This window comes from Duganella phyllosphaerae, assembly GCF_001758785.1.
GTDB lineage: Bacteria > Pseudomonadota > Gammaproteobacteria > Burkholderiales > Burkholderiaceae_D > Rugamonas > Rugamonas phyllosphaerae.
Genome location: NZ_LROM01000067.1, coordinates 1 through 23,294, shown reverse-complemented (window position 1 = coordinate 23,294; position 23,294 = coordinate 1). Strand labels below are relative to the sequence as shown.

Below are 23,294 nucleotides of genomic sequence, written 5' to 3'. Positions count from 1 at the left end.
GTTGGCCGATGCTGCTGACCCGCTTGCGTTTGTTGCCGATTGGGCCGCCTGCGCCGCCGATACCGCCGCCGCCACGGTGTCGCCCACAGCCAGCACCAAGTCGTCGATGAGATCAATTTTCTGGCCCAAGTCGGTGTACAGCTGCGACTGCCGGATTTCACCGGTCAGCACTTGCAGTAGGTGCTCAACCTCGGCGGCTGACGCGCCGACCGTGCCGGTGCTGTTGTTGAATGGCCCCGGGATCGCCGCTCGCGAAACGTAGCGGATCCAGTAGTACTGGGTTTTTCCCGGACCGACCGGATCGGTGAACTCGCGCCCATCCGCCCGGCCAACCGGCGCCGCCTGGCCGAAGTCGTTGACGCCGGCACGCCAGATCTCGGTGTAATCGAGGTTGGCATAGTTGGCCGGTGCTGCGGCCCAGTTCAGGCGAATCGCGGCCGGCTGGCCAGTGGTGGCCAGGCCTGTCGGCGCTGGCGGTGGGCGCAGGTCCAGCGCCTGACGTTTGTCCACGGTCTGGCGGTCAATATAGGTGAGGCCGTCGATGACAGTGGTCGCCGTGACCGTCACGATGCTGGAGGTCATGTCCTCGAATTTGAGCACGGCGTCGCCGTTGGCCACGGTCAGCGCTACCGGTGGCTCGGACGAGAACGTGATCTCGCCCACGGCACCCAACATCAGCGCCGAGAACGTGATCGTTGCGGGCGTCGGCTGACCGGTCAGCGACACCTCGAACGTGGTCGAGCTGGCCGTGAGGTGCAGATCGCGGTCGATGGGCGCGGCGTATCGTGGGACGGTGTTCATGATCAGGGTGTCGCGTTCGCCTACGATTGGGCTCATACCAATATCTCCAGGCCTACGCGGCAACTGCTCAGGTGCCTCTGGCGCTTGAGCACCTGGCCTTCTTTGCCGACTTGTAAATCAAACCGGTCCCCATACAGGACGACCGGCCCGCCCAGTTCAACCACCATGAGTTCGGGCTCACCATCGACGCTATACCTCATGCGCGGCACTGCCCCCAGTGCCTGGCGTCGCTGCGCCTCCGCCATGGCATCCGCCTTCCTTTTCAAGCAGGTATCGATTTGCACGGGGTCTCCTGTACGGCGGTACCGCGCCTTCACGGCAGGATCCTCATACGTTTCCGTCAGCCATTCGGTGGCGTACAGGTCGGCGTGCGCCGGCGGGATGCTGGTTGTGAGCGCCGTCTGCTTGGTGTAGTTGCGGTCGTAACCGATCTTCACTGCCGCGACTGCCGGCCGCATCTCCATCGGCGTTACGCCGACAGCAGACATCTGGTCCATACCGATTTTGACCGGCGTACCCGGGGCTGGCAGAGCGATCTGGATCAGACGTAACTTCCCGGTCGGGGACATGACAGCCTGCGCGCCCACGCTGGACGCCAGTTGCTGGATGGCTTGCGCCTGATTGGTCCTCTCGGCCACGTACAGGCCGACCGGCTGCGGATGGGCAGCATCGAACGCCGCAAAATTTTCAAGGTCGATATCGTCGTCGGTAAAGCGGTCCTCGGGCTTACCGTATGCTGTAGCAATGCGACGCACAAGCGGAGCGATACGCGGCGCGTAGCCACCCCCGCTGTCGCCCTGCACGCTTGCCGTAATCGCGGCCGAATATGAGGGCGTCGTGAGCTTGAACCTGCCGGCCTGGTCATTCAGGATGATAGCGACTGGCTTGCCGTTTGAGCGCACTTCAAAGGTCGATTCAACCGGGCAGCCGAACCCGTACTCCAGCGTTGCTGAGTTCATCAGCAGCGGGCTGACGTTGTGGCATTCACCGAACGGAAGCGGCAAAATCACGTCGGCATTAGGCGATGCCCCGCCCAATTTCACCTCCGTGATTGTCGTATTCATCCTTGCCATTTTGTCGCCCAGAACCAGCTTGAGCGCGTCGCGCGCCGAGACGGTGAGGTCATCGACGATGCCCACGAACTCGGGGTGCATATCAGCTCGCGGCCAGGCCGGGTCGCCAATCCAAACCCGGATCCAGCCGTTGCGCCAGACGTCCATCAACCAGCCGTCCAACGCTCCGTCACCATTCGACATCTCGATCTCTCCTGCCGACAGACCGCCCGCCCCGCCCTCGATCAACTCGTCGGTGATCGTTGGATCGCCCGTGATCACCGGCAGGTATTCCAGGTTCGGCGGGGTGTCCGTTGGCTTGGTGACGTACTCGCGGCTGGACAGGTAGCGAACGGTATCGACGCCGGCAACGTTCACCAGCACCTCCACCAGCACCATCCGCTCAGCCGCGCCATCTTTCAGCCAATTCAAGTATTTCTCAGGGGTCATGCAAACTCCAATTTCGTGACGGTTGTTTTTGCCGACTGCTCGACGCCCTGCACCACCGTCTTGGCTGCATCCGCATTCGCTTTTTCGTTCGACTGCTTCAGCACGACGGTTTGCCGCACCTGGTCCGCACGCAGACCCTTGACCTCTTCCTGCAGCGCCTTGATCGCCGCAGCCATCACCTCCGTGCCAGCATTCGATCCGGCCTGGTAACGGCTGAAGTCCATCGCCGGCGCGGCAGCCACGGCCATCGCGGTGACGGCAGGCGCATTGGTGAATTTCACGCCCATGCTGTCGGTGACGCCCATCGCGGCTTGCAGGTTGACGATGGCCTGGGCCACTGTCAGGGAACCCGCGTTGACACTGTCGTTGATGGTTATCAGGCTTTTGACCTGCGCCTCGAGCGCGTCGTAGCTGGCCTGCTGCAGGTCCACCTGCTGACTCGCCCACTTCGCCGCTTCCTGGTTGGCTGCGATCACGCGTGCGTAGTCGGCCGCATATTTCGCGTCCGATGCGTTGACCACCTGCGAGGCGGTCAGGAACGCCTGCTCCGCCGCCGACAGCCCGGATTGCGCTGTCGTGTCGCCGGAATTTGCGGCGGCCAGCGTCTTCTCGAACTGCGCCCGCGCCTCGGCATATTTCTGCTCCGGCGTGAGGGTGGATAGGTTGCCCTGCGCGAGTGCAGGATTTAAGCCGTTGAGCGTGGTCACCCATGCCTTCGAGAGATCGAGCGCATCCTTGGCCGCCGACGCCTCGCGGCCGTAGGCGGACGACAGCGCGTCCTTGGCCGACACCACAGCCTTGGCCGCCTGCACTTGGTCGAAATATGCTTTGTTCACATCAGCGATGCCAGCGCGCTGGACGGCAAGCCGCTCCGCCTCGCTTCTCGTGATCTCGGCCAGCTGCTGCTGCAGGTCCCTGCCTTGATCCCGAATCTGGGCTTCGGTCAGCGCGACTGCCCCGGCCAGCTCAGCCGCGTAATCAGCAACCGACTTGAATGCCGGCGCCAGCGCCATCATCTGCGCGAACAGCTTGGCTCCCGCATCGGTGCTCACATCAATGCCCAGCACGGCAGCCTTGAAGTCGTCGGACGTCTTGATGCTGGACTTACCCATATCTGCCAGTGCTGTGGCCACCTGCTTTTGAAGAGGCGCGACTTTCTCTGCCTCGGTCAGGAAGTTCGCTTGAAAAAACGAAACTCCGCCGGCCAGCGCGTCAAGCCCGCCGGCCGCTGCGATCAGCCGCTCGCGGGCCTCGATGCCCGCCGCGCCCACTACCCCGACAGTTTTGCCGATGGCGCCGAGCACGGTATCGACCGCAACATAGTTGGCGGTGACACGTTGGAGCGTCGTAGCCAGCGCTTCCCCTTCGAGCGCGAACTTGGCCAAGCCAGGCACCAACTTGAGCGATAGCTCATCGCCCACGGTGGTGATCAGCCCCAGGATCAGCTCGTCGTCCTTGGCCGCATCGCCGGTCAACTTGATGTCAAACACCTTGCTGTAGCTGTCGATGGCGGATGCCTCGACACCCAAGGCTTTACCAAAACCCTTCACCGAGGTGATCATCGCCTTGATGGTGGTGTCGAGCGCGCTGTCGGTTTGAGCGTCGAGCGCGGCCTTTTCATAGGACCACTTGTCGCTACGGAACGTGCCGCCCTTCGCCACGATATTGGCGTAGGTCTCGGCGCTGATGCCGTCCAGACCAATCGAGCCCCGAATGCCCTGGGAATCAATCTTCGGAGCCTTATGCCCGAATAACCGGTTAGCCGCTCCCCCCAACAGCCCGCCGACCAGGGCGCCAATCGCGGTACCGATCACAGGTACGATGGACCCAACCGCCGCGCCAACTGCGGTGCCGGTGTTCACGGCGCTGTTGCCGCTGCCGCCGAATGCCGAGTATCCGCCAGACACCAGGCGGCCGCCGTAGATACCTCCCGCAATACCTGCCGCACCAGCAACCCAAGGTGCAGCCGCAGCACCGTAGCCCGCAGCAACGGTGCCGCCGTAGCCGCTCGCTGCGCTGGCGGTAGTGGCGCCCAAAGCGCCGCCTTGCAATCCGGCGCCAAATGCGGCCACAGCCTCCGAACCAAAGGCTGCGCCTAGTGAGCTAATACCCGTGCCCAAACTTCCGGCCACGCTGGCGAAGCCCGTCGAGAAGCCCTGGTAGATCGTCTTGCCCATCGACAGCAGATCGAATGCCGAATTCCCAGTACCGCCGCCCAACCCCGGCACGCCGGCTGCGTTGGCGATACCTGAAACGCCGGCTGTGCCGCTTGTGGCGGTGCCAACGTTGATGATCCACTTCTTCACGGTCATCTGGTAGAGCCAGTCGAAGAACACGTTCTTAAACGTTTCCTTGAGACGAGTGGCGGTATCCTTGCTGCCATTGGCGATCGACAGGAATGTCTGGTGAGCCGTATCTTCCAGGCCAGCCCAGAAAGTGCTTTCGGATTTCATCGACGACAGCTTGTCCTGGAGCGTGATCTGCTCGTTGGTCGCGTCGAGCAGGCCCTGCAGGCGGCCCCGTTCGATATCGTCGATATAGCCGCCATCGAGGCCGCGCTGAATCTCAGCCGCTTTCAGTTTGAGTACTGCATCTTCGGCCAGGCCGTAATACTTGACCTGGTCTTTCAGTGCCTGCGTCTGCTCACGTGCGGATGCCACATCGCTATAGGCTTCGCCCTCGCGTTGTTCGCGCAGGGCTTTGGTCTTCTCCAATTCCTTGTTGTACTTGGCAAGCAACGGGATCGCCTCCGCCCAGCCCTCGATATCGGCGCGCTGCTGTTCGGTCAGATTCTTGCCGAACTTGAGCAGGTCGTTGAGGATCTCGATTCGCTTCTTTTCCTCCGCACTGAGCGCGACCTGCCCCTCCCGCTCCGCCTCGAGCTGCATCAGGTGGTCGATGCTCGCATCACGCGTCTTTTTGTAGAAGCCCATTGCCTCATCAGCGGCCTTCTTGCGAGAAGCGCTAATATCTGCGGAGTGGAGGAATGCTGCCACTTTCCGACCAGTATCAGCGACCGTCTCGCCAGATTCGGCTGCATCCTTAGCCACGTCCTTAGTGGTGCTACCCCAAGCTATGGCGACACGGCGTGCGGCATCTCCCCACCCGTCTGCGATATCCGAGCCTACGTCCTTGTAGGTCTGCCAGGCGGCGGCAAAGTCTCCGTTTAACACCTGCACTGTCATGGCTGCGGCGGCACCGATCGCACGGCCCATTGTCGAGAATACCTCGACCACGCCTACGCCCACCGTGTACAGAATCTTGAGTGCTCCGCTCAGCCCAATGACAACGCCTTTCAGCGTGTCGCCCTTCACGGCAGAGGAGGACATGGATTCTACGATCTGATTCAGAGTAGGCAACAGCCCGGCCGCAATACGCGTGCCCCCGCCCTGCGCAGCAAAGCCGAGCTCGTCAAGCTTGTCGTTGAATGCGCCCGCGTCAGCTGCCACCTGCTCGGTGATGCCGGAAAGCTCTTTGCCTTCGGACATCAATTTTTGAATTCCTTCCGAGCCACTATCAAGCAGGACGGCAGCTTCTTGCCAGCTTTTACCCAGCGCCTCGGCACCAAAAGCTGCGCGCTGTTGCGGATCTTGGATACCCTTAAAGACATCAGCAAGCTGTTTGAATGCTTCAAGCGGCTCGGTAGCAGTGATGCCCAGCTCACGGAATTTTGCACCATCCTTGCCGATGTTCTGCGACAGCTTGGTGATTGAGGACGCCACTCCCTCAAGACTGGTGTCGCTAAGTTTGGCGCCGTACGCAAGGCCGGCCAAATCCTCAATACCGACCTTTGTTCGGACGCTCATATCGTTTAATGCGTCAACGGCGTCGATTGAACCTTTGACGAAGTTTACAAATGCCCCCACAGAAAGCGCGGCAGCGAAGCCAGCAAGCATCTTCATGGCATCGCCGACGCTCGCTCCAATTCGGCCCATGGAGCCGGCTACCGTCTGGCGGGCACGATCCATGTCCTGCTGCAGGCGTGCGAATTCGGCCCGCAGTCGGATTTCCATATCACCGACGACCATATGAAGTCCCAACAAAAAAAATGGCCGCTTCTGGCGACCATGATGAATGAATGCCGCAAAGCGCGGCGAACGATGGCTCAGTCGAGCGCATCGTCAATTTTTTTGCTCAGATTCGGAGCTCGGTACAGACCGCCGAACGGCGGCTTGCAATTCGAATCGCGTGCCTTCTCTAGCTGGCCCAGATACTCGCCTGACAGCCGGCGGAGCAGCTGGGTTTCCCACGGCTCTAGATCGAGGCCCATGTTGTCTTGCCAGGCGCGCAGCTCACCATGCGAGAGCGGCACTACACCCATGCTGCCCGCTTGCCCCGGGCCTACTTCGAATAGGTATTGAATCAGATGGGCGCCGGCGTCGATCGGCGGATACTGCGGCGCCACCCCGTCTTCCCTGTGTCGATCAAGACGTGATAGTGCACCTGCAGATGACTTGCCCCCTCCTGCTTCCGACGCTTCCGGAACAGCCGCCAACCAAGCCGCCTGCCGGACGTACAGAATCAGTTCGTCGGCGACGCCTTCGTAAAATTGCTCCAGTCGCCGATATGCTTGTTGATCTGCTCAGGGATAAAGCCAATTTCAGGGGTGGTGTAGACCGCCATGAACAAGGCCTCGCCGACCAGCTGATCAAACGAAACGTTACGCAGCGATTTGGTGCACGCCGCCAGGAATTCCGCGTCTGCGAGAGCCTTTTCCTCGGCCGACTGGGTGTCTTTACCTTTCTTTTTGAGGCGCTCCACCATTCGATTACTCGAGGCTGCTTGCGCCTTCTTAAACTGTTTGCTGCCGGGGCCATAGATCTCGGCTTCCATCGGACGGGTCTTGTCGGGATTGCCCTCGGCATCATCGGCATACAGCAGTTCATCAGCGGAATTGCGCAGGTGCAGGATCGAGGTCGGTTCAACGGCATGTTTGCGGATATCGGTCATGGTAAAACTCCAGGGTAAGAATTGAAAAGGCCGACTCTTGGCCGGCCTTTCGTGATGGTGTTGCAGTTAGATTACGGTGGGGCGTTAGCCAGCGGCCGGGACGCGGATCGTGTCGGTTTGGCGCAGCAAAGTCATGCTGCCCTGAACAACGTTATCGACGGTGCCGTTGTCTTCGGTGAATTTCGACACCTGGGCGGTGAAGTAGCGAATGGCGCCGTCCTGCTTCTCCAGCTTGAAGGCCGGGATGCTGTAGTCACGGCTTGCCGCATCCACTAACTGCTGGCCGTCGTCGGTCTCGTCCCAGCCCATTTTGAACTCGGACGACCCCAGCTTATAGCTCGCTTTCTTTTCGATCTGCTGGGCGCTGTCAACGGGCGCGTGGGTCGAGGTGTTGTACTCGCGGCCCGTGACGGTACCGATGTCAGTGATCTCGCCGATCAGGGTCCAGGTCAGCGCAGCGAAGCCGGCCTCATTGTTGGTTGCGGGCTTTCCCAGACTGATGGACAGCTTACTGCGTGCAACAGTCGTGACGTTCTCACCGTTCATAATAAATTCCTCTCAAAAAGAAAACCCACGCATCTAGCGTGGGCAGATTTGGATACATCGAATTGGCCAACAATTCGGCAGCAGGCTTACGTTCCCAGCGTGCCTGGACCGCTCTTATACTGAATCACGTAGTGCGCGGTGATCAGGCAGACTTTTCCATCAGCAAACTTGGGCTCATCGGTGCCAGTTTCGCTGACAGTAAACAAACCCTCCGACTTGAATGCCATCAGGATCGGATGGGCGACGGCCAGAACCGAGTCAGCACTGCCCTCGGGATCATCGCCGCGTGTTACGACGCCCAGCCGCAACTCACAGTCGCGCTTTGCACTTCCACTGATGGATGTTGTCGGACGCTCCCTGCCGCGATGTACGACCAGTACCACGCCCTCTTCGCGAGAAAAAGCGCCATCCACAGTGCGCTCGATGGCAGCTGGCACGCCGGCAGCTTCGAACGCATTGATCAGCTCATCGATATAACGTTGTCGGCGTGTCGTCACGGTGTCACCTCATCAAGCAGCGCCGTGAAGAACTCGCCATCGCCATTGGCCAGCGGCGTTTGCCGCACCTTGTACTGCACCTTGTCCACCGTGATGATGAAGTTGCGCTTCAATTCCACGGCTGAGGCTAGGTACTCAATGCTGAAATCGGTGGTGTGCGCCATGCCGTCCAGAACCACCTGACCGGGCCGCTTGAAGCCGCCCAAGAACACCACCAGATCGCCAACTGGCGGTTGGTAGGTCGCTTCATCGAGCATGCCCACACCCTGAAAAGCGCTCCAGAAACGCTCTGAATGAAAGCCCATTGGGATCCCCGCTTACGCGCCAGCGGCGCCACCGTTCAAGCGGACGTAGCCAGTCGTGGACGGATTCACTGCGATCACCGTCGCCACGCCAATCAACACGCCTTTGGTGGAATCGCTATCGCAGCGCTTGTTTGCGTCGTCCCAGTAGACGCGAGCCCCGATTGTCCAGGCCTGCGCACCAGTCTTGGGCAACGTAAAAACGCCTTCAGTGACGCCCTCGACTGGTGCGCCCGCTGCCGCATCGCCAGATGCAACGGCAAACAACACACCGACAAGGAAGCCAGCACCGCTTGCGACGGCATAGGGTGCCGGCAGGGTCAGCGTACCACCTGGTTGTACAAAATTTTTCATTTCGATTCCTTACAAAGAAAAATTGGACGCCAGCACTATTGGCCGGCGCCGTTTAACCCAACACTTAGACGATGGGGTTCTTCCACAAACTACTGTGATGGGATTTAGACGCCAGAGATGGTGCCGGTCAGCATTCGAGTGCCGAGGCCGGATTCAGTGCTGGTGTAGAAACCAACAAATTTCTTGCTGGCGAACATGCCGACTGTGCCCATGTAGACCTGCTCGCCCACGCTGAGCGTATTGGTTGGATCACTCCATAGCAGCTGCCAGTCGGTTCCATTGGCGGCAACGTAGAACGCTGGCACGGCGTTCGCCGCGCCTAGACCGTTGGTGGTCGCATCCATCTGAAAACTGGTAAAGGCCGGATCGCCGGCTTTCACCTGGGTGATGCCGATGCCGATGGTGCGCGCATCGGCCGTGCCAATCGGCACAGTCCAATGCATGTTGTTGAACTGGCGGTAACCTGTGCGGCCGAGCACAAAAATAGCGAACGGCGCGGTGTCAGGAGTGAAAATCAAGCTGCCATCGTCAGCACCACGGATGCCGGTGAATTGCAACGAGTTGGCTCCGGTGAACACGGTGTACTGCGCTGGCGCAGCCAAGAAACCGTAGGTCAGATCCTCCAGGTTGACATACGCAACCTGAATTTTTCCGGTCCCTGCCAGCGACGGCCCGGTGCCGGTGTTGTCGCCAAACGAGAGATAGGCGCGATTGTCGAGCGGCGAAGCGTAGCAGCCATGGAAGTGGACGCCCAGCGGATTGGTGGCGCCGGCATTCAGCAGACTGAGCATGTCCACCCACGTCTCCCCGTGGTCAAAACTAACGTAGCTGTACACAGCGCGGGTCGTGTTGTCGCCCGTCGATTGGGTCTGCGTGCCGTACTGGTTGGTGACGATGGCGCCGCTGGGGAGCGTGGCGTTGGGCGGAATCACACTGCCATTGTTGAACGACCAGCCGCCGTTCACGCCTGCGGCCACCCCACCAATCGACTTCTTGCTAGTGAATGTCACGCCCTGCTTATTGGTCGTCCAGCCAGTCGTTTTATAAACGATGTTCACACCGGCAGCGCCTGCGTTGCTTGAGCTGCTGGCCAGCACCAGTAATTCACCATCGTAGGTCTCGATGATGGCCAGCGGCTTCTCGGCAGGTTTGTTGGTAAGGATGGTCCAGGTTGCCATTTCATCGGCCGAGTACGCTAGTGCGTTATCGCTGGTACGGCGACCGATGCACAGGTTGCCCGTGCGGGTAATAAGCAGGGGCATGATCGCTGGAACTGCTGACAACACAGGGTTCAGCAGCGAGAGTACTGGCTGATCGAGCGGGACAAGGGTTTGGACGGTGGAAGCCATTATTTGATCGCCTTCGTTTGTACTGTGAATCCGGTGAGTGGGCGACCAGCCCAAGTGCCAGGGGCGGTAGCGGCGGCCAGGCTCGCGGTAAGCGGATACGTGAACGTGTTCGCGCCGGTTACGGTGATGTTGGGGAACGCTCCGTTGTAGCCCGATGGGGTGACATCCTGGATCCGGACGCTTGCGCCGGACGTTAAGTTATGCGCTGCAGCGGTCGTCACCGTGGCGACCGTACCATCGCTGGCGATGCTGGTGATCGCGAAGGCCTTGCCTCGGACGTACGGTTTTCCCGAGTCCGTCACCAGCACCTGCGCGTTTGGCGGCACGTCCACCCAAGTTCCGGTCGGCTGGTTGTAGTCGTTGTTTGGGGCCGAGGCCAAAATATATTGGCCCCAGTAAGGAGTATCGTTGTGGAAAAGGATGCTCTGGCGGCCTGCGTCGTGCATCCCAACCTGCGCAGCAAAAGTAGACGAACCGAACAAAACATTCTTGTAGAGCCAGCTCATGGTCGTCGGGGTGGATGCCAACGGCGTCACCGCGTCTGCCTGGGCCGATACCGGTCCTGCACCCTGCGCGTTCAGCGTGGTCACGGTGCCGGTGTAGGGTGTTCCGGGCGTGGCGGTGATGGTCTGCGGATTCGTGGTCAGTTGCGTCACATTACCGCCGATGTCAGTCCAGACATTGCTGGTGGTAGCGGTGCTGCCCGCAGCACCAGGCGTCCAAGCGATGCTCACGGCGCCGGCCATGGCCGTCAAGACGGGTTTAGCCGGTTGACCGGGTACAGTTGCGGCAGTCCCGCCACCGCCAACGGCGCGCCCGTTCAAACGGACATTACCTACCGGCGAAGGGTTCAGCGCTGCGACCGTCGCAACGCCAATCAACACGCCTTTGGTGGAATCGTTATCGCAGCGTTTGTTGACATCATCCCAGTAGATGCGCGCACCAATCGCCCATGCTTGGGCGCCAGCCTTGGGCAAAGTGAAGACGCCACCGGTCAAAGCTTCGACTTGCGCACCAGCTGCTGCATCGCCACATGCGATGGCGAACAGCGCACCGACGAGAAGGCCGGCACCGCTTGCAACATCGTACGGAGCTGGCAGGGTCAGAGTGGCACCTGGTTGTACAAAATTTTTCATTTCGGTTCCGAGGAAATATGGGCGCCAGCGCTAGAGGCTGGCGCCACTTGAACCAACTTAGGCGCCTGGGTTCTTCCACAGGCCACGGTGATCAACGGCCTTGGCTGCGAAGTCCAAGCGTGCCTTGACTTTCATGCCATCCACGTCGAAACCGATCTCGTTTTCGATCCAGACGCCTTCGGCGCCGTCGAGCCAGCAGTATTCGATGGTGTCGATCTCGGAGCTGTTCGACGCCAGGTACCATGCCGTTTCGCTGTTGCCGTCCAACAGTGGCTCAACAATCGGCTCAACAGCCGTACGACCACCAGCACGGAACTCGTTCACGTCGCCCGCTTTAGCCGGAACGAAATTGCTGCTGGTGTACTGGTAAGCCAGTTGCTCTTGCGCCGTCGGCACGATCAGGAAGTTCGGAACGATGTTCAGCTCTTCATCCGCCAAGCCCTTCTGCTTGCGCATCTGGCTCCGTCCCTTGCCCAGCGATGCGGCCGAGATCGCGCCGCCATCGCCGATATTGCCGTGCTCGGCGGCGAACAGCTGCTTACCGTCGGCCATAACGGGGTTGCCGGTGAGCTGCGCATAGACCAGACGATTTTCCAGGCGACTGGCCGAAGCACCGAAGGCGGCGACCAGGCGGTCGAGTGCGCGCAGATCATCGTTGACCAGAGTCTGGCGCGATACCGCCACAATGCGGCCGTAGGTAACCACGCCGTACGTTTCGCCGGCGTCCTTGATGGTGCCGTACTGGTATTCACCCGCTTCATTGAGCTTGAGCAGATCGGGAGCGCCGCCCATCTGCACCACTTGCATTTTTTTGAAGTCGGGCGCATTCGGTGCACGGCGCGCCCAAAGCTTGTAGGTACGCTCGGCTTCCGCGTATGCCTGGCGCAGGCGCTTGTTCAGCACGTTCGACAGAATTGCCGGGAAGTCCGAGGTGGTGTGCATGGCGCGCCCAGCAATCTCGATGCCCGACAGGCCACGCACATTGACGCCGGCGTGATCGAGCGTCTCCTCAGCCATGCGCAGCAGCGACATGTGGCGGTATTGGCGCGCATGCTCCGGCAGCGCAATGCTCGGGTTCAGGCGATGTACGATCGCATCGGTGATAGCGGCGCGACGGTTATCCGTTTCGTCGCTCACGGTCTGGATGTGCGCGCTCGAGCGCGTTGGGGCGGCCGAACTGCGAGCAGCCTTTTCACGCAGCACGGCCAGGCCTGCTGCTTCGGCGGTCATCTCACGATTGCCGATCAGTTGGTCCGCGTAGGCAGGCTCCAGGCCACCCAAGGTGACCGCTTCACGGATGCCGCTTTGACGTTCGCCTTCGAGACGCGCGCCTTCGGCACGTGCGTCGTCGAGCGCGCGTTGGTTGACTGCCGACTGGTTCTGGTCGCCGCCGGCTGGTGGCGCCGACGTCGTGTTGTTTGCTGCACCTGGCATGGTGTTTTCCTCTCTGGTGTGATCGACGGCGGCTGCCGGCGGGGTAGTTGATGCGGTAGTACTGCGGGTCGTGAAATTGCAGGGCGCCATCCGTACAGCTGGCCCGGTGTTTGGCTTCGTTGGATCGTCGCTACGCACGCCGCAGTCCGCGTCGGCACCGATGGGCACTAGCGACACTTCTGTCGGCTCCCAGTCGACTGCGACGTAGCGCCACGAATCGCCCTCTTTCATCGGTGGGATTCGGTCATAGGCGAGAACGTTGTAGCCAACCGAGACATTGCCGATGATCTTGTCGAGCACGTCCTGGTAGTAAGGTTCAACGTCTCCCCGCTTGGAAAACTCCACCGTCGCAAGACCTTCTTCGCCGGCCAGTGTGGCGCTACGGATCACGCCCATCACCGAACTCAGGTCCCAGCGCGAGTGCGTGTTCAACAGCGGGGCACGCCCGGACTCGAAACGGCCCATGCGGACATGCTTGGGATCGAGGCTCAATTCCTCGATGTAGTAGCGGTCGTTGTACCAGTCATAGCGGCGCACGCCGGCGCCGGCTGTCCAGACCAGATCGACGGTGCGCGCACTTCCTTCCGGCACGTTGATGGGCGCCAGGCGCGTCATCATCGGCATTTGCAACACTTCAGTTGCGTCATTCGGATTCGGCATAATTTCCTCAAAAAAAAAGCCCGCTGGGTTAAGCCAGCGGGCTGCTACAACATTCGTGGTGCTACTCGACGCCCATCACCGTAGCGGCCGTCGCGGCATCAATCAACTTACTACTGACGGCCGCATCGGAATCGCTCAGGATCCCCAGCTCCTTCATCCGTTTGCGCTCCTTGGCAATCTCGTCGAATACCGCATCCGGATCATCGCCGCGCGCGCGGATCGCCTCGGATACGCTCTGCAACGTGCCACGTGTCGCTTCCTTGGTAGCCAGTACTTCCTTGTACGGATCGATGTATTCCAACTTAGGCATAGTCCACACGAACCGCTTCGATGGGGTACGCTGCACGCCGGCCAGTCTGGCGGCCTCTTGGAAGCGCCGTGCAATGGGATTCATAACCATCGGCACGAGGCAAAGCCATTGTTCTTGCTTGATACGCAAGCGAAACTCACCCAAACCGGCGCGCATTGAACTGAAGTTGACGCGCGACATGTCACCGGTCAACTGCTCATAGGTGACGCCTGCGCCGACCGCAATCGCGTGCAATTGCGTGGCAGCATAATCAGCGTAGCCACTGAAGGCCGCTGGCGCACCGAAGTCAACGCTCTCAGCATTGTTCAGGTACTTGATCATGCCGGGAGCTACCTTTTCGTTACCGCCCCTGCCCGGCGCTTCGGCATTGCTTTGCACTGAGCCCAAGCGCGCCGACTCGTTATCGGTCCGAACGAAAGCGACGAAGCATGCCTCGATTTTCTTGCGCACTAGCTCTGCCTGCTCGTAGTCGCCCAGGTCACGCAACCGCATCAGCGACACGGCAAATTCCGGCATGCCACGCACTTGCGAGGGCCGGCGCTTGCGGTAGTAGTGCAGCACTTCGCTGGCCGGCACACGCTTGCTTTGCAGACGATTGCCGCCAATGATCAGCACCTCACCAGGATGCGATGAGAACAGCCAATATGCGAGGCGCTGGCCGATGACGTTGTACTCCACGCCAGCGATCACATAGTTGCCGTTGTTCAGCGGTCCGGTCTTCAACGTGTCGAGGTGGTCTGGCTCCAGCACCTGCAGCTGCAGCGGCACTACCAAGCCGTCCTCAGGCGTGCGCCAGCGAAAGCGGATCAGCACCTCCCCACTTTCGTACCGCGTCCTCGCGGCAAGCTCCATTAAGCCATTGAAATCTAGCTGGCCGTCCGCGTCGCAGTACTCGCACCAGTCGTCCCACAGCGCCTGATCAGGCGCCTTCCCGACGATACCTATACCAACGGTGTTGGCTACCAGTGCATTAAGCGCGGTGCTGGCATATTCATTGTTACGAACCGCCTCGCGCGCGCGGTTACGCACAATCGCAAGTGCCGGCAGCACCTCGGCGTTGGCACTGCCGCTGCCAGCACGCCAGCCATCGCCGCGCCGTCCGACCTTCGCGGCCTCGTATGCGCGCGCCATCTCAAGCGCCATGCGCGCCTGCGTCCGTCGCACGCCGTGGCCTGGGCTGATGTAGTTGACGGCCCGGTCGAGCCAGTTCATATCATTCATGGTGCCCATGTCAGTCCCGGGAAAAGACCGTCAATGCGGCCGGACCACGGTTGGACATGGCGGGCGCCGCCAGCGCGCCCGATGCGGTCAGCTGGTTCCTGACCATGTTATAGGCTTGGGTGAGATCGGCCATGTTGCGGTAGGTGACTTTCTTGCCGTCATACTCAATCGACAGCTCGCCGCTGCCGATTGCCGCTTCGAGCGCGGACAATTGTTTCAGTGTAAATGCCATCGTGTTTTACTCCAGCCAGTTGTCAGTACCGCTGAGCCAGTCGTCGTCGTGATGCTGGACAACTGGCGGCGCGGGTGTAATTGTTTGTGCAGACGTCTGCACTGGTGCTGTTGGTTGCTCAGTGCTTGACTCGGGCGCCGTTGCTGCCGCGCTTAGTGCCAACGGAGCGCGGAACAAGTCACCAATGACCGGCTCGACCAGACTTTCCAGCTGCGTCCAATCAGCGTCACGCATGGTGTCCAGGCGCAGCAACGGATGGAATGCGGCAGCAAAGCCGTACACGAACAGGTCGATCACCTCATTGCTCCGTCCAGCCAGCTTGCGGTATGTCTTCTTCGTCGAGTCGTACACTTCCGCCGTCAATTGCTCGAAGTATTCGTCGGACAGTCCCATCGGAAAGTGAATAAAGCGCTCCTCTGGAACGGCCTCCTCGTCCGATGCCAGATAATTGAACAGCAAGGACTTGGCGGTATCGCCGCCGACCATCCACAACTGCACGCCGCCCTTGATTGTCTTGCCCTTATGGTTCACATCCTGCGTTGAGGGACGCCCGATCACTGGCTTGCCGGGCTGGGAGGAACCCTTTACCGCGAATACTCCAGCATGCCGGTGCAGCCTGGCGTAGTGGTACACCTCGTGCGTATGGTGACCGCCCGAGTCAATAGCGCAGGTTTGGACACGCATGGAAACACCAAAGCTATTCTCGATTGGCCGCTCTCGTATGGCAGTTAAGCGATCCCATACATCGCTCTTCGCAGGATCGCCATCGATAACGTTGTAATCGATCACCCAGTGGCGCTTCCCCCTGCCAAAACCCAACACCTTATATTCCAGTCGATTGCCTTGCACGTCCACAGACATCACCAGGGCAAGGCAGCCAACAGGGATGCTTCGCAGTTCGTAGCCTTCCCGACGCTTTGCAATCTCTGCACCCTTAATCTGCCCACTCAGGTCTTCCCAGCACTCGGCCAGCTCGTTGTTGACGAAGACCTTCAACGCCACAGGGTCGTTTGCTGCTGATTCAAACTCGCTGGCCAGTACGCTCCAGGCGCGCCACCCCAGCGGCGCGTACATGCTGGGCAGATGGAAACTTGCCACGCCGGGTTCGCCGACCGCTGTGGGTAGCCAGTGAGCGTTGATGTAGCCTTTGGTCTTCCAGGCCGATTCGGTATTCAGGGCGCCGCAGCAGTCGCAGGCGTAGGCTACTTTTTCAGGCTGGCCCTTGGGCCACTTCATATTTGACCACTTGAAGTACTGCGAAGCGCGGCAGTCTGGGCAATGCACCATGTAGTGCTGCTTGTCGCCGCGTTCGTAGTTCCTGTCGATCGCCGAAGCGCCCTTGATCGTCGGCGTGCTGTTGCCGAAAATGCGCGCCTTCTTCCCAAAGTTACTGGTGCGCTTGCGCGCCAGCTCTTCGGGGCTACCTTGGTTGCCGATGTCGCCGGCATACTCGTCCATCTCTTCGAGCAGCACATAGCGCATGGTGGATGACTTCAGGCCACCTGGTCGGTTTGCACCGATCAACTGAATGAAACCACCCGGGAATTTCTTTCGCCGCTTCGTGTTATCGGCGCCCTTGATGCCGGCATCGAGCACACGCTTGCGCAACGCTTTCGTCGATTCGCGCATCGGCTCGAATCGAGACAACTCCCATTTTTCGGCGTCCTCCACCGTGGCGAACACAGCAAGGATATTGCCTGCCGCGCTGGTGATGCTGTGACCGATGAAGTTTTCACCGAGGGCCGAGCCGCCCAGCTGGTGACCTTTCTTGAGATACACCTCGCGGTACTTGCTGCTCGGTGACAGCGCATCCATGATGCCCACCAAGTACGGTGTGCGGTTGTTTCGCCAGGCCCCAGGTTCCGGACTATCTGGCGGTAGGATGCGGTTGTCTTGTGCCCAGTCGCTGATTGACTGCTTGCTGTCTGGGAGGATCGCTTCTCCGATCGCTCGCAGGAACTCGTCCGTTGCGCCCATCAGTCGTCCGCCTCAGCATTGAGCTTGACCACGTCCACGCTTGCAAGCGCAGCGGATAATTCGCGCTCCAACAATTCCTCGCAGACATGAGGATCAGTCTCGGCCGCCAGCTGATCCTTGACACGCGCCGCGACGTTCAGCACCGAATCGCGAATCGCCCGAAATGATGTGAACGCGATACGCTTGGCTTCATCGACGTTGATCAACTGCCCGAGCAATTGTTCGTACTCGACCTTCTGCTTTGCCGCGACATAGAATTCCCGCGATGCGCGGCTCTCCCTGTAGCGGCTCGCATTGTTGTCGCTGCCGGTCAATTCTTCGGTGGATGATTTGTCGCCCCCTTCCCCAGAGGGCGTAGCAAAAGAAATTTCTTTTTGAGCCAGGGGCGCAGTCGCTTCAACAGCACTGACCGCAACGCGCGAGGCGTCTGTGTTGACATCCCAGTCGCGGTCGGCGACAGCGGAGTCAATTTTCTTTTCGTCGTTGGCAGTGATCCGCCCGGCACGCACTGCTTTCTGCACCGCGCCCAAGCTTACGCCACGATGACGCGCATACTCTCGATATCCCATCAGCATGGTGACTACCTCAATGACTGCGGCAGTGACTACCCTGAGTGACTACCCTGAGTGACTACCCTTTTAAAAATTTCCCGGCGACGCACGAAGCGGGGTTCGAATTACCCGTGCAAGAGGATGCCCAGGAAGGACCCTGGGAAAATTTCATTGTAGGATTGTTTCATTTCGACAATTTATTTCATTGTGGAATGTTTTTGCCGGGCGGAGCTGCTACCGGCCTTGACCGCCATCACCGCCTGCTTGCGCTCTGGATGGCGTACGCTATCGCCCCTTGGAACTCTCCGCCAAAGCGCGCACGTGCCACGTTCTCCACGATTTTCTCGAACGGCACCAGCACGCGGTACTGCGGCGAGGATTCCGAGAACACGAACACGGGGCGGACACCCTCGCCGAATCCAAATGTCTGGCGCTGCCACACACCCTCGACCCCGCCCACCTCGCCAGCAAAGTATTTCGCGGCGGCGCCGTTGCGACGGCTGCGGGTGCTGTTCGTGCGGTTTGCCTGGTAGCCCTGCTCGCCGAACGCCTGCAGGGCCGACAGAATCTGTACGACCTGGGCGCGGCGCACGTTACCGTATTGGTCGAGCCGCGCACCAGCTGCAGGCAGCGCGTACTGCCCGGACTTCATCAAGCCCCGCGCAATCAGTGCACGTTCGAATCGCTTCTGCGAACGTGGACCGCCATGGACTTCGGGGCCGAGGTACCTGCTGGCCGGCGTCCCCTTGAAGGCATCATCCTTGAAGTAGACGCGGGCAAATGGCTGAGGATCCGAACGCTTGGCCGACACAATACGCAGGCTGTTGAGCGTGAATGGTGTTGGCCTGTCGAATCGTTCACGCATGACATCGAGCACACCGGCCTGCGCGCGCTGTGCAGTCTTGGTCAGCGCTAAGGCGACCGCGAACGGAACGTGCCTACGGCTGATGTCGTCCAGGTTGCGCAGGACTTGGCTGACCTGTTCCTCCAATGTGATCGTGGCCATGTTCACCTCTTCTTTTTAGTTGTCACCGCCCGCGTACAGCAGGAACCGCAATAAGCGGTCGCACTCCCCTGCACCTTGAATACGTCGGTAACTGCGCCCGTTTTGTGCCTCGCCACTGGGAGCGCTATAGCGACCTACTGTAATACGAATAAAAAAGCCCGCGCGTGGCGAGCAAGACGAACTGGGGACTGTAGACGCCGCTTATCGCTGCGGGTCAGACGGGATCACCTCTTTCGCTGTTGAGAAACTTTGTGCAGACGCCTGCACTATCAGCCACAACTTCCACCCTCGCCCCGTCCAAGATGTTCTTGCACACGGTGGCGCAGCGGCCTACCATTACGCCACTGGTAGGATGTTTCGAGAGGCGTAAAAAAACCCCGCGAGGCTTGATGCCTGGCGAGGTTGATCTGGTCTTGCGCCTCAGAGTCGATCCAAAAAATTGCCTTGGATACAGTTACTCCGAGAATGACCGAAATATACAGGTCTTGTCACAGGGCAGTCAAGCTTTACCTGAAAACACTCACCACACCTTGAGCAACAAAGCTTGGAGTGAGCCGCTCGAACGCGTACGACTCCAGACTGCGCAGGTGCTCTTGCATTTTTTTCGACGCCCGCTGGTACGTCATTCGGTTGCCTCCGAAGGACGCGGCGAGATCCCGCACCGTAATGTCCAGCTGCTTATGATTCGCGAACAATCGACCCAGCATGCAGTCTATCGCCAGCGGGTTCAGCAAAGGAAACATCGGCCTGAACCAATCAGCCAAACCTTTGATAGCCTCGATACGCTCAGGCGAGAAGGCAAAGCGCCGTTTGCCATTGACGTCCTCAAAATCGGTCTCTCCATACTTTGCCTGCAGTACCCACATCTCCGTCTTCGGCAACCGGTGTTTGACCGCCTGCAGCACCATCGAGCACTGAGCGCGCACCTCGTTGCTATCCAGCCCGCCGAAATTGATACGGCCAGATGATTCGCCGCGCAGCTGGTCCAGCCAGCACCGCTGCCGGCCGCTCAGTTGCACCGACTCCATCGCCCGGATCAATGCTGCCCGCAGTGGCGCATCTTGCTTGGCGTCTTGCGCCATGATCAAGAACGACACGTGCACCGCCTGCCCCACATCTTCGAATACTGCCTCGTCACTCACGTCCATCGCCTTGCCCCTTTTCGTTTTCCACTTTCTGCTGATCCAATGCTGCCTGCCATGCCGGCTTGCCCGTACGCCTGTGACAGGGCTCCGGCGTCATATCCAGCGGTGCGCCTCGGTAAACTGGAGTGCCCACCTCATGACCATTCTCCGTAGCATGGAACACCGGCTTACCGCGCATGCCCGCGCGGATGATGTCGTCGATGTACTCCCTACCGAACACCTCCCGCAGCTGGTCAATGAACGCTGTGACCACCGGCATCTGCTCCCGCATGCTGCCCTTCGCCATATTTCCTCCCTCAACTGTCCAGATATGACTTCTTTTTCCTTAACCCGTAATACCCATCACATACCCATCACACCGCTAACCCGCATACAGCCTTGTTTGTTATGGGTGTGAGGGGTGTTATTACTTCTTTCTTCTTTTTGACAAAAAAAATATGCAGCAACCTTTCGACACCTCCACCATTCAACCAACTGCCTCGCACGTATACGTGCGCGAGAAACCCGTAACACCCGTCATACCCGTAACATTCCCGTATTCATGCGGGTTTGCGATGTGATGGGTTGCTGACCATGTGATGGGTCAACCCTCAACATTCACCACTGCACGGCGTCGGTAGTCCTGAAAATGCTTCTCGAACAGCGCAGATGCATCGGCCGCCCACTCTGCTAAGGTCTTGCCCTCCGGCTTCACGCCCTGGAGAAACACGTTGCGCTGCTTCACGACCTCTCCGTATTCGTACTTGATGAGGTGCTTCTCCAGGTCGCCGCCGGCATAGCGAAGGACGGTGGGGGAAAACAGCGTCTGCGATATGTACTTAGATTCCCCGGACTTCTCGCACCAGACCTTGTACGCGTCGTAAAGCTGCGTGGCCCCGCACGTTATGAAGGGCAGCGGCAAGTAGCCGCGACTCCATTCGCGGTAGAAGCGCTCAGCGGGCGTCAAGCTCTTCTCGATCAGGTCGTCCTTGGCGGCCGTGTAGAGCGGCTTGGTGTGCTCGTTGAAGTCCCCCATGTCCAGCTCGTGCAGCAGGTAGTGGAAATAGGCCTCGATACCGCCGGCATCGATCTCTTGCGCCACCTCGACGTAGAATTCGCGGGTCAGCGCCGGCGGCGTCCAGATCACCAGGTAGCGGCGATCGGTCTTGTCCAGTGCGAGCGGTTGCAGCTCGTTCGACAGGAAGACGAAATTCATGTGGTTGGCCTCGCCGTGCTCCGGCAGGCCCTTCGGGTTGATGATGATCATGTCCCCGGACACCAGGTACTTGAGCTTGCCCTTCATGTGCTTCAGCTCCGAGCGCGTGACCACCTCATCGGCCACCATGAACAGCTTTTTCGAGGCCCAGTCGTTGAACTGGGACTCCAACTGCGCATTTCCGATGACATAGCCGTACTCGCCATAGATCCGCTTGATGACGCGCTCGAAGAAGAAATTCTTACCGGAGCCCTCGTCGCCGTGCATGATGATCGACGTCTCCATTTTGGCGCCACGGTTGCGCATGGGGTACGCAAGCCACCGCTCGATCCAGGTCATCAAGTCCTCTTTGCCATCGCACAGGTGAGACAGCAGCGTTTGGATTTTCAAATGACTCCCTTTCTTGGGCTTCATTTTCCAACCGTTGAAAAGGTTCACCGTTGCGGTCGGCCCGCTGAGTTCCTGAGATGGCACCTCCTGCGGGTCGAACACGATGTTGTGCTTGAACACCCAGCGCCGCTGTGGGCCGCCCCAAAACTTCATAACGTCGTTGTTGGACACGATGGTCCGCATCGACGAGATTTTCATGAGCATGCGGTGTTTAACGTCCCACACCATGTCCTCGCCGTAGACCAGCACGAAGTTGTCCAGCACGTCCTCGACCTGCGCCCAGTGCTCAGGCCCGTATTCTTTCTTCGGTTTTTCCTTCTTCGCCTTTTCCCCGCCCCCCTCGCTTGGCGGAGCCACGGCGCCGGCCTGATCGGCCAGCGCAACAGCAGCACCTTCGTTAAATCGCTCTTCCAGGACGGCGCTCAGCAGCGCATCAGGCACGTCCGAGGCTTCTGCTCCGTCAGCGATCCTGCCGGGTGGCTGCTCCGCACCAGGGGGCGGGGGGGATTGCCCGGCGCCCTCGGTCGAAGGCGAAGAAAGGCTATTCTCGGCAGGCGCTGGCGCGCCAGAGGGTGTGGGAGAAACAGATTTAGGCTGCTTCGCAGCAAGGATGGAAAAACCGATCTGCGCCTCGACTACGGCTAGGCCTTCCTCGACTTGCAGATCATTGAAGTCGGTGATCTTGCGACCGGCTCGGTTGGCAAATACCGGCATCACAACCGATGCGTTTCCGACCGCAGCGGCGGCGGCATGGCAGCTGGCCACGCCGGCATTCCTGAATTTCATGTTGGGAGACATGCGGCGGCCGCTACGCGCATCCGCCTCGATGTACTCGATGCCTTGGGGGTCCTTGCGCCATACCGCCATCACCGCTACCTCGGTGCCATCGTCGGCGATCACGGTATGGGTAGTGCCGTCGATCCGCACAGGCGTGGAGATTTTAAAGTCCTCGCGCAAGCGCTCAGATAGTCGTTCAGCTAACAAGTAATCATCGTCAGCGAGAAAAAGCAGATGCGCCTCAGGATGATCATGTCGCAGCGACTGGGCGACGGACATTATGTTGCCAGCATCGAAGGCAACCGCCACCGGTAAGTCCACGATCGAAGCTACCGCCATGCGGCTGCTCATGCAGGTCGCGTACCCCTCACCCACAGCAATCATTTCGGCGCTGGCCGGCGCGCCCAGCATGTGGTACGCCGCCTTCTTATCCATATCCTGGTTAAAACGCTTCTCGCCTTGCTGGTCGATTTTCTGTAAGCCGACCAGCTGGCCACCTCTTACGAATGGAATCAAGAGCAAGCCAGCCGCGCTGACGCGCAGGCCCTCGGCGCCAACACGCTTACGGACAAGGTAGGGGTGCTCAACAGGTATTCCTGCGGCCTTGTTCCATTGATCGCGCGCACGGTTGGCAGCCAGGCTGACCGCCCTCTCGCGCTTCGCTGCTTCGGCCTTGTCCTGGGCGCGCTGTTTCTGCTGCAGCTCGGCGCGCTCGTCGTCGGTCATTTCCACTGCATCGATCTTGACCGGGATAGTCCCGTGATCGTCGCCACGGTTGATACCGAAGGCGCCGGTGATGACCCGGCGCCCGGATTTCAACGTCAGTTCGCGCAGTACGTACCATGCTTTTTTACCAGGGCCGAAGCGCTTGAATGCTCCATCGAGGATTGGGTGATTGGCCGGGTGGGTATTTCGGTCCATCGTGCCCACTGATTCCGGTTCATCGTGCCCAGCGATTC

At 59.8% G+C, this 23,294-nt stretch carries 20 protein-coding genes; all 20 read right to left on the bottom strand.

The window, feature by feature from the left end; genetic code table 11:
* Nucleotides 1-837 (bottom strand): hypothetical protein (locus DUPY_RS08050; protein WP_208600013.1); only part of this gene is annotated, 837 nt, incomplete at its 3' end.
* Complete coding sequence (locus tag DUPY_RS08045; protein WP_070247314.1) at nucleotides 834-2,303, bottom strand: hypothetical protein; 1,470 nt, start codon at nucleotides 2,301-2,303, stop codon at nucleotides 834-836. The genes DUPY_RS08045 and DUPY_RS08050, both read right to left, overlap by 4 nt.
* A complete protein-coding gene (locus DUPY_RS08040) occupies nucleotides 2,300-6,331 on the bottom strand; it encodes a hypothetical protein (protein WP_141749470.1) in 4,032 nt (1,343 codons plus the stop codon). The genes DUPY_RS08045 and DUPY_RS08040 overlap by 4 nt, the downstream gene beginning before the upstream one ends.
* A gap of 77 nt (nucleotides 6,332-6,408) precedes the next feature.
* Nucleotides 6,409-6,708 (bottom strand): phage tail assembly chaperone, encoded by a 300-nt coding sequence (locus DUPY_RS08030; protein ID WP_084640610.1) that lies wholly within the window; start codon nucleotides 6,706-6,708, stop codon nucleotides 6,409-6,411.
* 116 nt (nucleotides 6,709-6,824) lie between these two features.
* Complete coding sequence (locus DUPY_RS08025; RefSeq protein WP_070247310.1) at nucleotides 6,825-7,253, bottom strand: hypothetical protein; 429 nt, start codon at nucleotides 7,251-7,253, stop codon at nucleotides 6,825-6,827.
* 84 nt (nucleotides 7,254-7,337) lie between these two features.
* Complete coding sequence (locus DUPY_RS08020) at nucleotides 7,338-7,799, bottom strand: hypothetical protein (protein WP_070247309.1); 462 nt, start codon at nucleotides 7,797-7,799, stop codon at nucleotides 7,338-7,340.
* 86 nt (nucleotides 7,800-7,885) lie between these two features.
* Nucleotides 7,886-8,296, bottom strand: a complete 411-nt coding sequence (locus tag DUPY_RS08015) for a hypothetical protein (RefSeq protein WP_070247308.1) — start codon at nucleotides 8,294-8,296, stop codon at nucleotides 7,886-7,888.
* Nucleotides 8,293-8,601 carry a hypothetical protein gene (locus tag DUPY_RS08010; RefSeq protein ID WP_141749469.1) on the bottom strand — a complete coding sequence of 103 codons (309 nt, stop codon included), beginning with the start codon at nucleotides 8,599-8,601 and terminating at the stop codon, nucleotides 8,293-8,295. Before DUPY_RS08010 ends, DUPY_RS08015 begins: the two co-directional genes overlap by 4 nt.
* Nucleotides 8,602-8,613: 12 nt before the next feature.
* Nucleotides 8,614-8,952, bottom strand: coding sequence for a DUF2190 family protein (locus tag DUPY_RS08005; protein WP_070247306.1), 339 nt, complete (start codon nucleotides 8,950-8,952; stop codon nucleotides 8,614-8,616).
* Nucleotides 8,953-9,056: 104 nt separating this feature from the next.
* Entirely contained in the window at nucleotides 9,057-10,301 is a 1,245-nt protein-coding gene (locus DUPY_RS08000) for a hypothetical protein (protein ID WP_141749468.1), read from the bottom strand.
* Nucleotides 10,301-11,437: a capsid cement protein gene (locus tag DUPY_RS07995; RefSeq protein ID WP_071651602.1), complete on the bottom strand. Its 1,137-nt coding sequence runs from the start codon at nucleotides 11,435-11,437 to the stop codon at nucleotides 10,301-10,303. Before DUPY_RS07995 ends, DUPY_RS08000 begins: the two co-directional genes overlap by 1 nt.
* Nucleotides 11,438-11,494: 57 nt before the next feature.
* Nucleotides 11,495-13,531, bottom strand: a complete 2,037-nt coding sequence (locus tag DUPY_RS07990; protein ID WP_070247303.1) for a prohead protease/major capsid protein fusion protein — start codon at nucleotides 13,529-13,531, stop codon at nucleotides 11,495-11,497.
* A 61-nt stretch (nucleotides 13,532-13,592) separates the two neighbouring features.
* Entirely contained in the window at nucleotides 13,593-15,071 is a 1,479-nt protein-coding gene (locus DUPY_RS07985) for a phage portal protein (RefSeq protein ID WP_084640609.1), read from the bottom strand.
* A 1-nt stretch (nucleotide 15,072) separates the two neighbouring features.
* Nucleotides 15,073-15,294 carry a phage head-tail joining protein gene (locus DUPY_RS07980; RefSeq protein ID WP_070247301.1) on the bottom strand — a complete coding sequence of 74 codons (222 nt, stop codon included), beginning with the start codon at nucleotides 15,292-15,294 and terminating at the stop codon, nucleotides 15,073-15,075.
* 6 nt (nucleotides 15,295-15,300) lie between these two features.
* Nucleotides 15,301-17,271 carry a phage terminase large subunit family protein gene (locus DUPY_RS07975; protein ID WP_070247300.1) on the bottom strand — a complete coding sequence of 657 codons (1,971 nt, stop codon included), beginning with the start codon at nucleotides 17,269-17,271 and terminating at the stop codon, nucleotides 15,301-15,303.
* Nucleotides 17,271-17,846 carry a hypothetical protein gene (locus tag DUPY_RS07970; RefSeq protein ID WP_070247299.1) on the bottom strand — a complete coding sequence of 192 codons (576 nt, stop codon included), beginning with the start codon at nucleotides 17,844-17,846 and terminating at the stop codon, nucleotides 17,271-17,273. Before DUPY_RS07970 ends, DUPY_RS07975 begins: the two co-directional genes overlap by 1 nt.
* Before the next feature lie 229 nt (nucleotides 17,847-18,075).
* Nucleotides 18,076-18,828, bottom strand: coding sequence for a hypothetical protein (locus DUPY_RS07965; RefSeq protein WP_070247298.1), 753 nt, complete (start codon nucleotides 18,826-18,828; stop codon nucleotides 18,076-18,078).
* A 506-nt stretch (nucleotides 18,829-19,334) separates the two neighbouring features.
* Nucleotides 19,335-19,976 carry a hypothetical protein gene (locus tag DUPY_RS07960; RefSeq protein ID WP_070247297.1) on the bottom strand — a complete coding sequence of 214 codons (642 nt, stop codon included), beginning with the start codon at nucleotides 19,974-19,976 and terminating at the stop codon, nucleotides 19,335-19,337.
* Complete coding sequence (locus DUPY_RS07955; RefSeq protein WP_070247296.1) at nucleotides 19,963-20,259, bottom strand: hypothetical protein; 297 nt, start codon at nucleotides 20,257-20,259, stop codon at nucleotides 19,963-19,965. Before DUPY_RS07955 ends, DUPY_RS07960 begins: the two co-directional genes overlap by 14 nt.
* Before the next feature lie 297 nt (nucleotides 20,260-20,556).
* Nucleotides 20,557-23,256 (bottom strand): DUF5906 domain-containing protein, encoded by a 2,700-nt coding sequence (locus DUPY_RS07950; protein WP_141749467.1) that lies wholly within the window; start codon nucleotides 23,254-23,256, stop codon nucleotides 20,557-20,559.
* Nucleotides 23,257-23,294 lie beyond the last annotated feature (38 nt).

Coding starts and splice junctions, on each gene's coding strand:
- DUPY_RS08045 (WP_070247314.1), bottom strand. CDS start 2,303: ATGACCCCTGAGAAATACTTGAATTGGCTGAAAGATGGCGCGGCTGAG.
- DUPY_RS08040 (WP_141749470.1), bottom strand. CDS start 6,331: ATGGTCGTCGGTGATATGGAAATCCGACTGCGGGCCGAATTCGCACGC.
- DUPY_RS08025 (WP_070247310.1), bottom strand. CDS start 7,253: ATGACCGATATCCGCAAACATGCCGTTGAACCGACCTCGATCCTGCAC.
- DUPY_RS08020 (WP_070247309.1), bottom strand. CDS start 7,799: ATGAACGGTGAGAACGTCACGACTGTTGCACGCAGTAAGCTGTCCATC.
- DUPY_RS08010 (WP_141749469.1), bottom strand. CDS start 8,601: ATGGGCTTTCATTCAGAGCGTTTCTGGAGCGCTTTTCAGGGTGTGGGC.
- DUPY_RS08005 (WP_070247306.1), bottom strand. CDS start 8,952: ATGAAAAATTTTGTACAACCAGGTGGTACGCTGACCCTGCCGGCACCC.
- DUPY_RS08000 (WP_141749468.1), bottom strand. CDS start 10,301: ATGGCTTCCACCGTCCAAACCCTTGTCCCGCTCGATCAGCCAGTACTC.
- DUPY_RS07995 (WP_071651602.1), bottom strand. CDS start 11,437: ATGAAAAATTTTGTACAACCAGGTGCCACTCTGACCCTGCCAGCTCCG.
- DUPY_RS07990 (WP_070247303.1), bottom strand. CDS start 13,531: ATGCCGAATCCGAATGACGCAACTGAAGTGTTGCAAATGCCGATGATG.
- DUPY_RS07985 (WP_084640609.1), bottom strand. CDS start 15,071: ATGGGCACCATGAATGATATGAACTGGCTCGACCGGGCCGTCAACTAC.
- DUPY_RS07980 (WP_070247301.1), bottom strand. CDS start 15,294: ATGGCATTTACACTGAAACAATTGTCCGCGCTCGAAGCGGCAATCGGC.
- DUPY_RS07975 (WP_070247300.1), bottom strand. CDS start 17,271: ATGGGCGCAACGGACGAGTTCCTGCGAGCGATCGGAGAAGCGATCCTC.
- DUPY_RS07970 (WP_070247299.1), bottom strand. CDS start 17,846: ATGCTGATGGGATATCGAGAGTATGCGCGTCATCGTGGCGTAAGCTTG.
- DUPY_RS07965 (WP_070247298.1), bottom strand. CDS start 18,828: ATGGCCACGATCACATTGGAGGAACAGGTCAGCCAAGTCCTGCGCAAC.
- DUPY_RS07960 (WP_070247297.1), bottom strand. CDS start 19,976: ATGGACGTGAGTGACGAGGCAGTATTCGAAGATGTGGGGCAGGCGGTG.
- DUPY_RS07955 (WP_070247296.1), bottom strand. CDS start 20,259: ATGGCGAAGGGCAGCATGCGGGAGCAGATGCCGGTGGTCACAGCGTTC.
- DUPY_RS07950 (WP_141749467.1), bottom strand. CDS start 23,256: ATGGACCGAAATACCCACCCGGCCAATCACCCAATCCTCGATGGAGCA.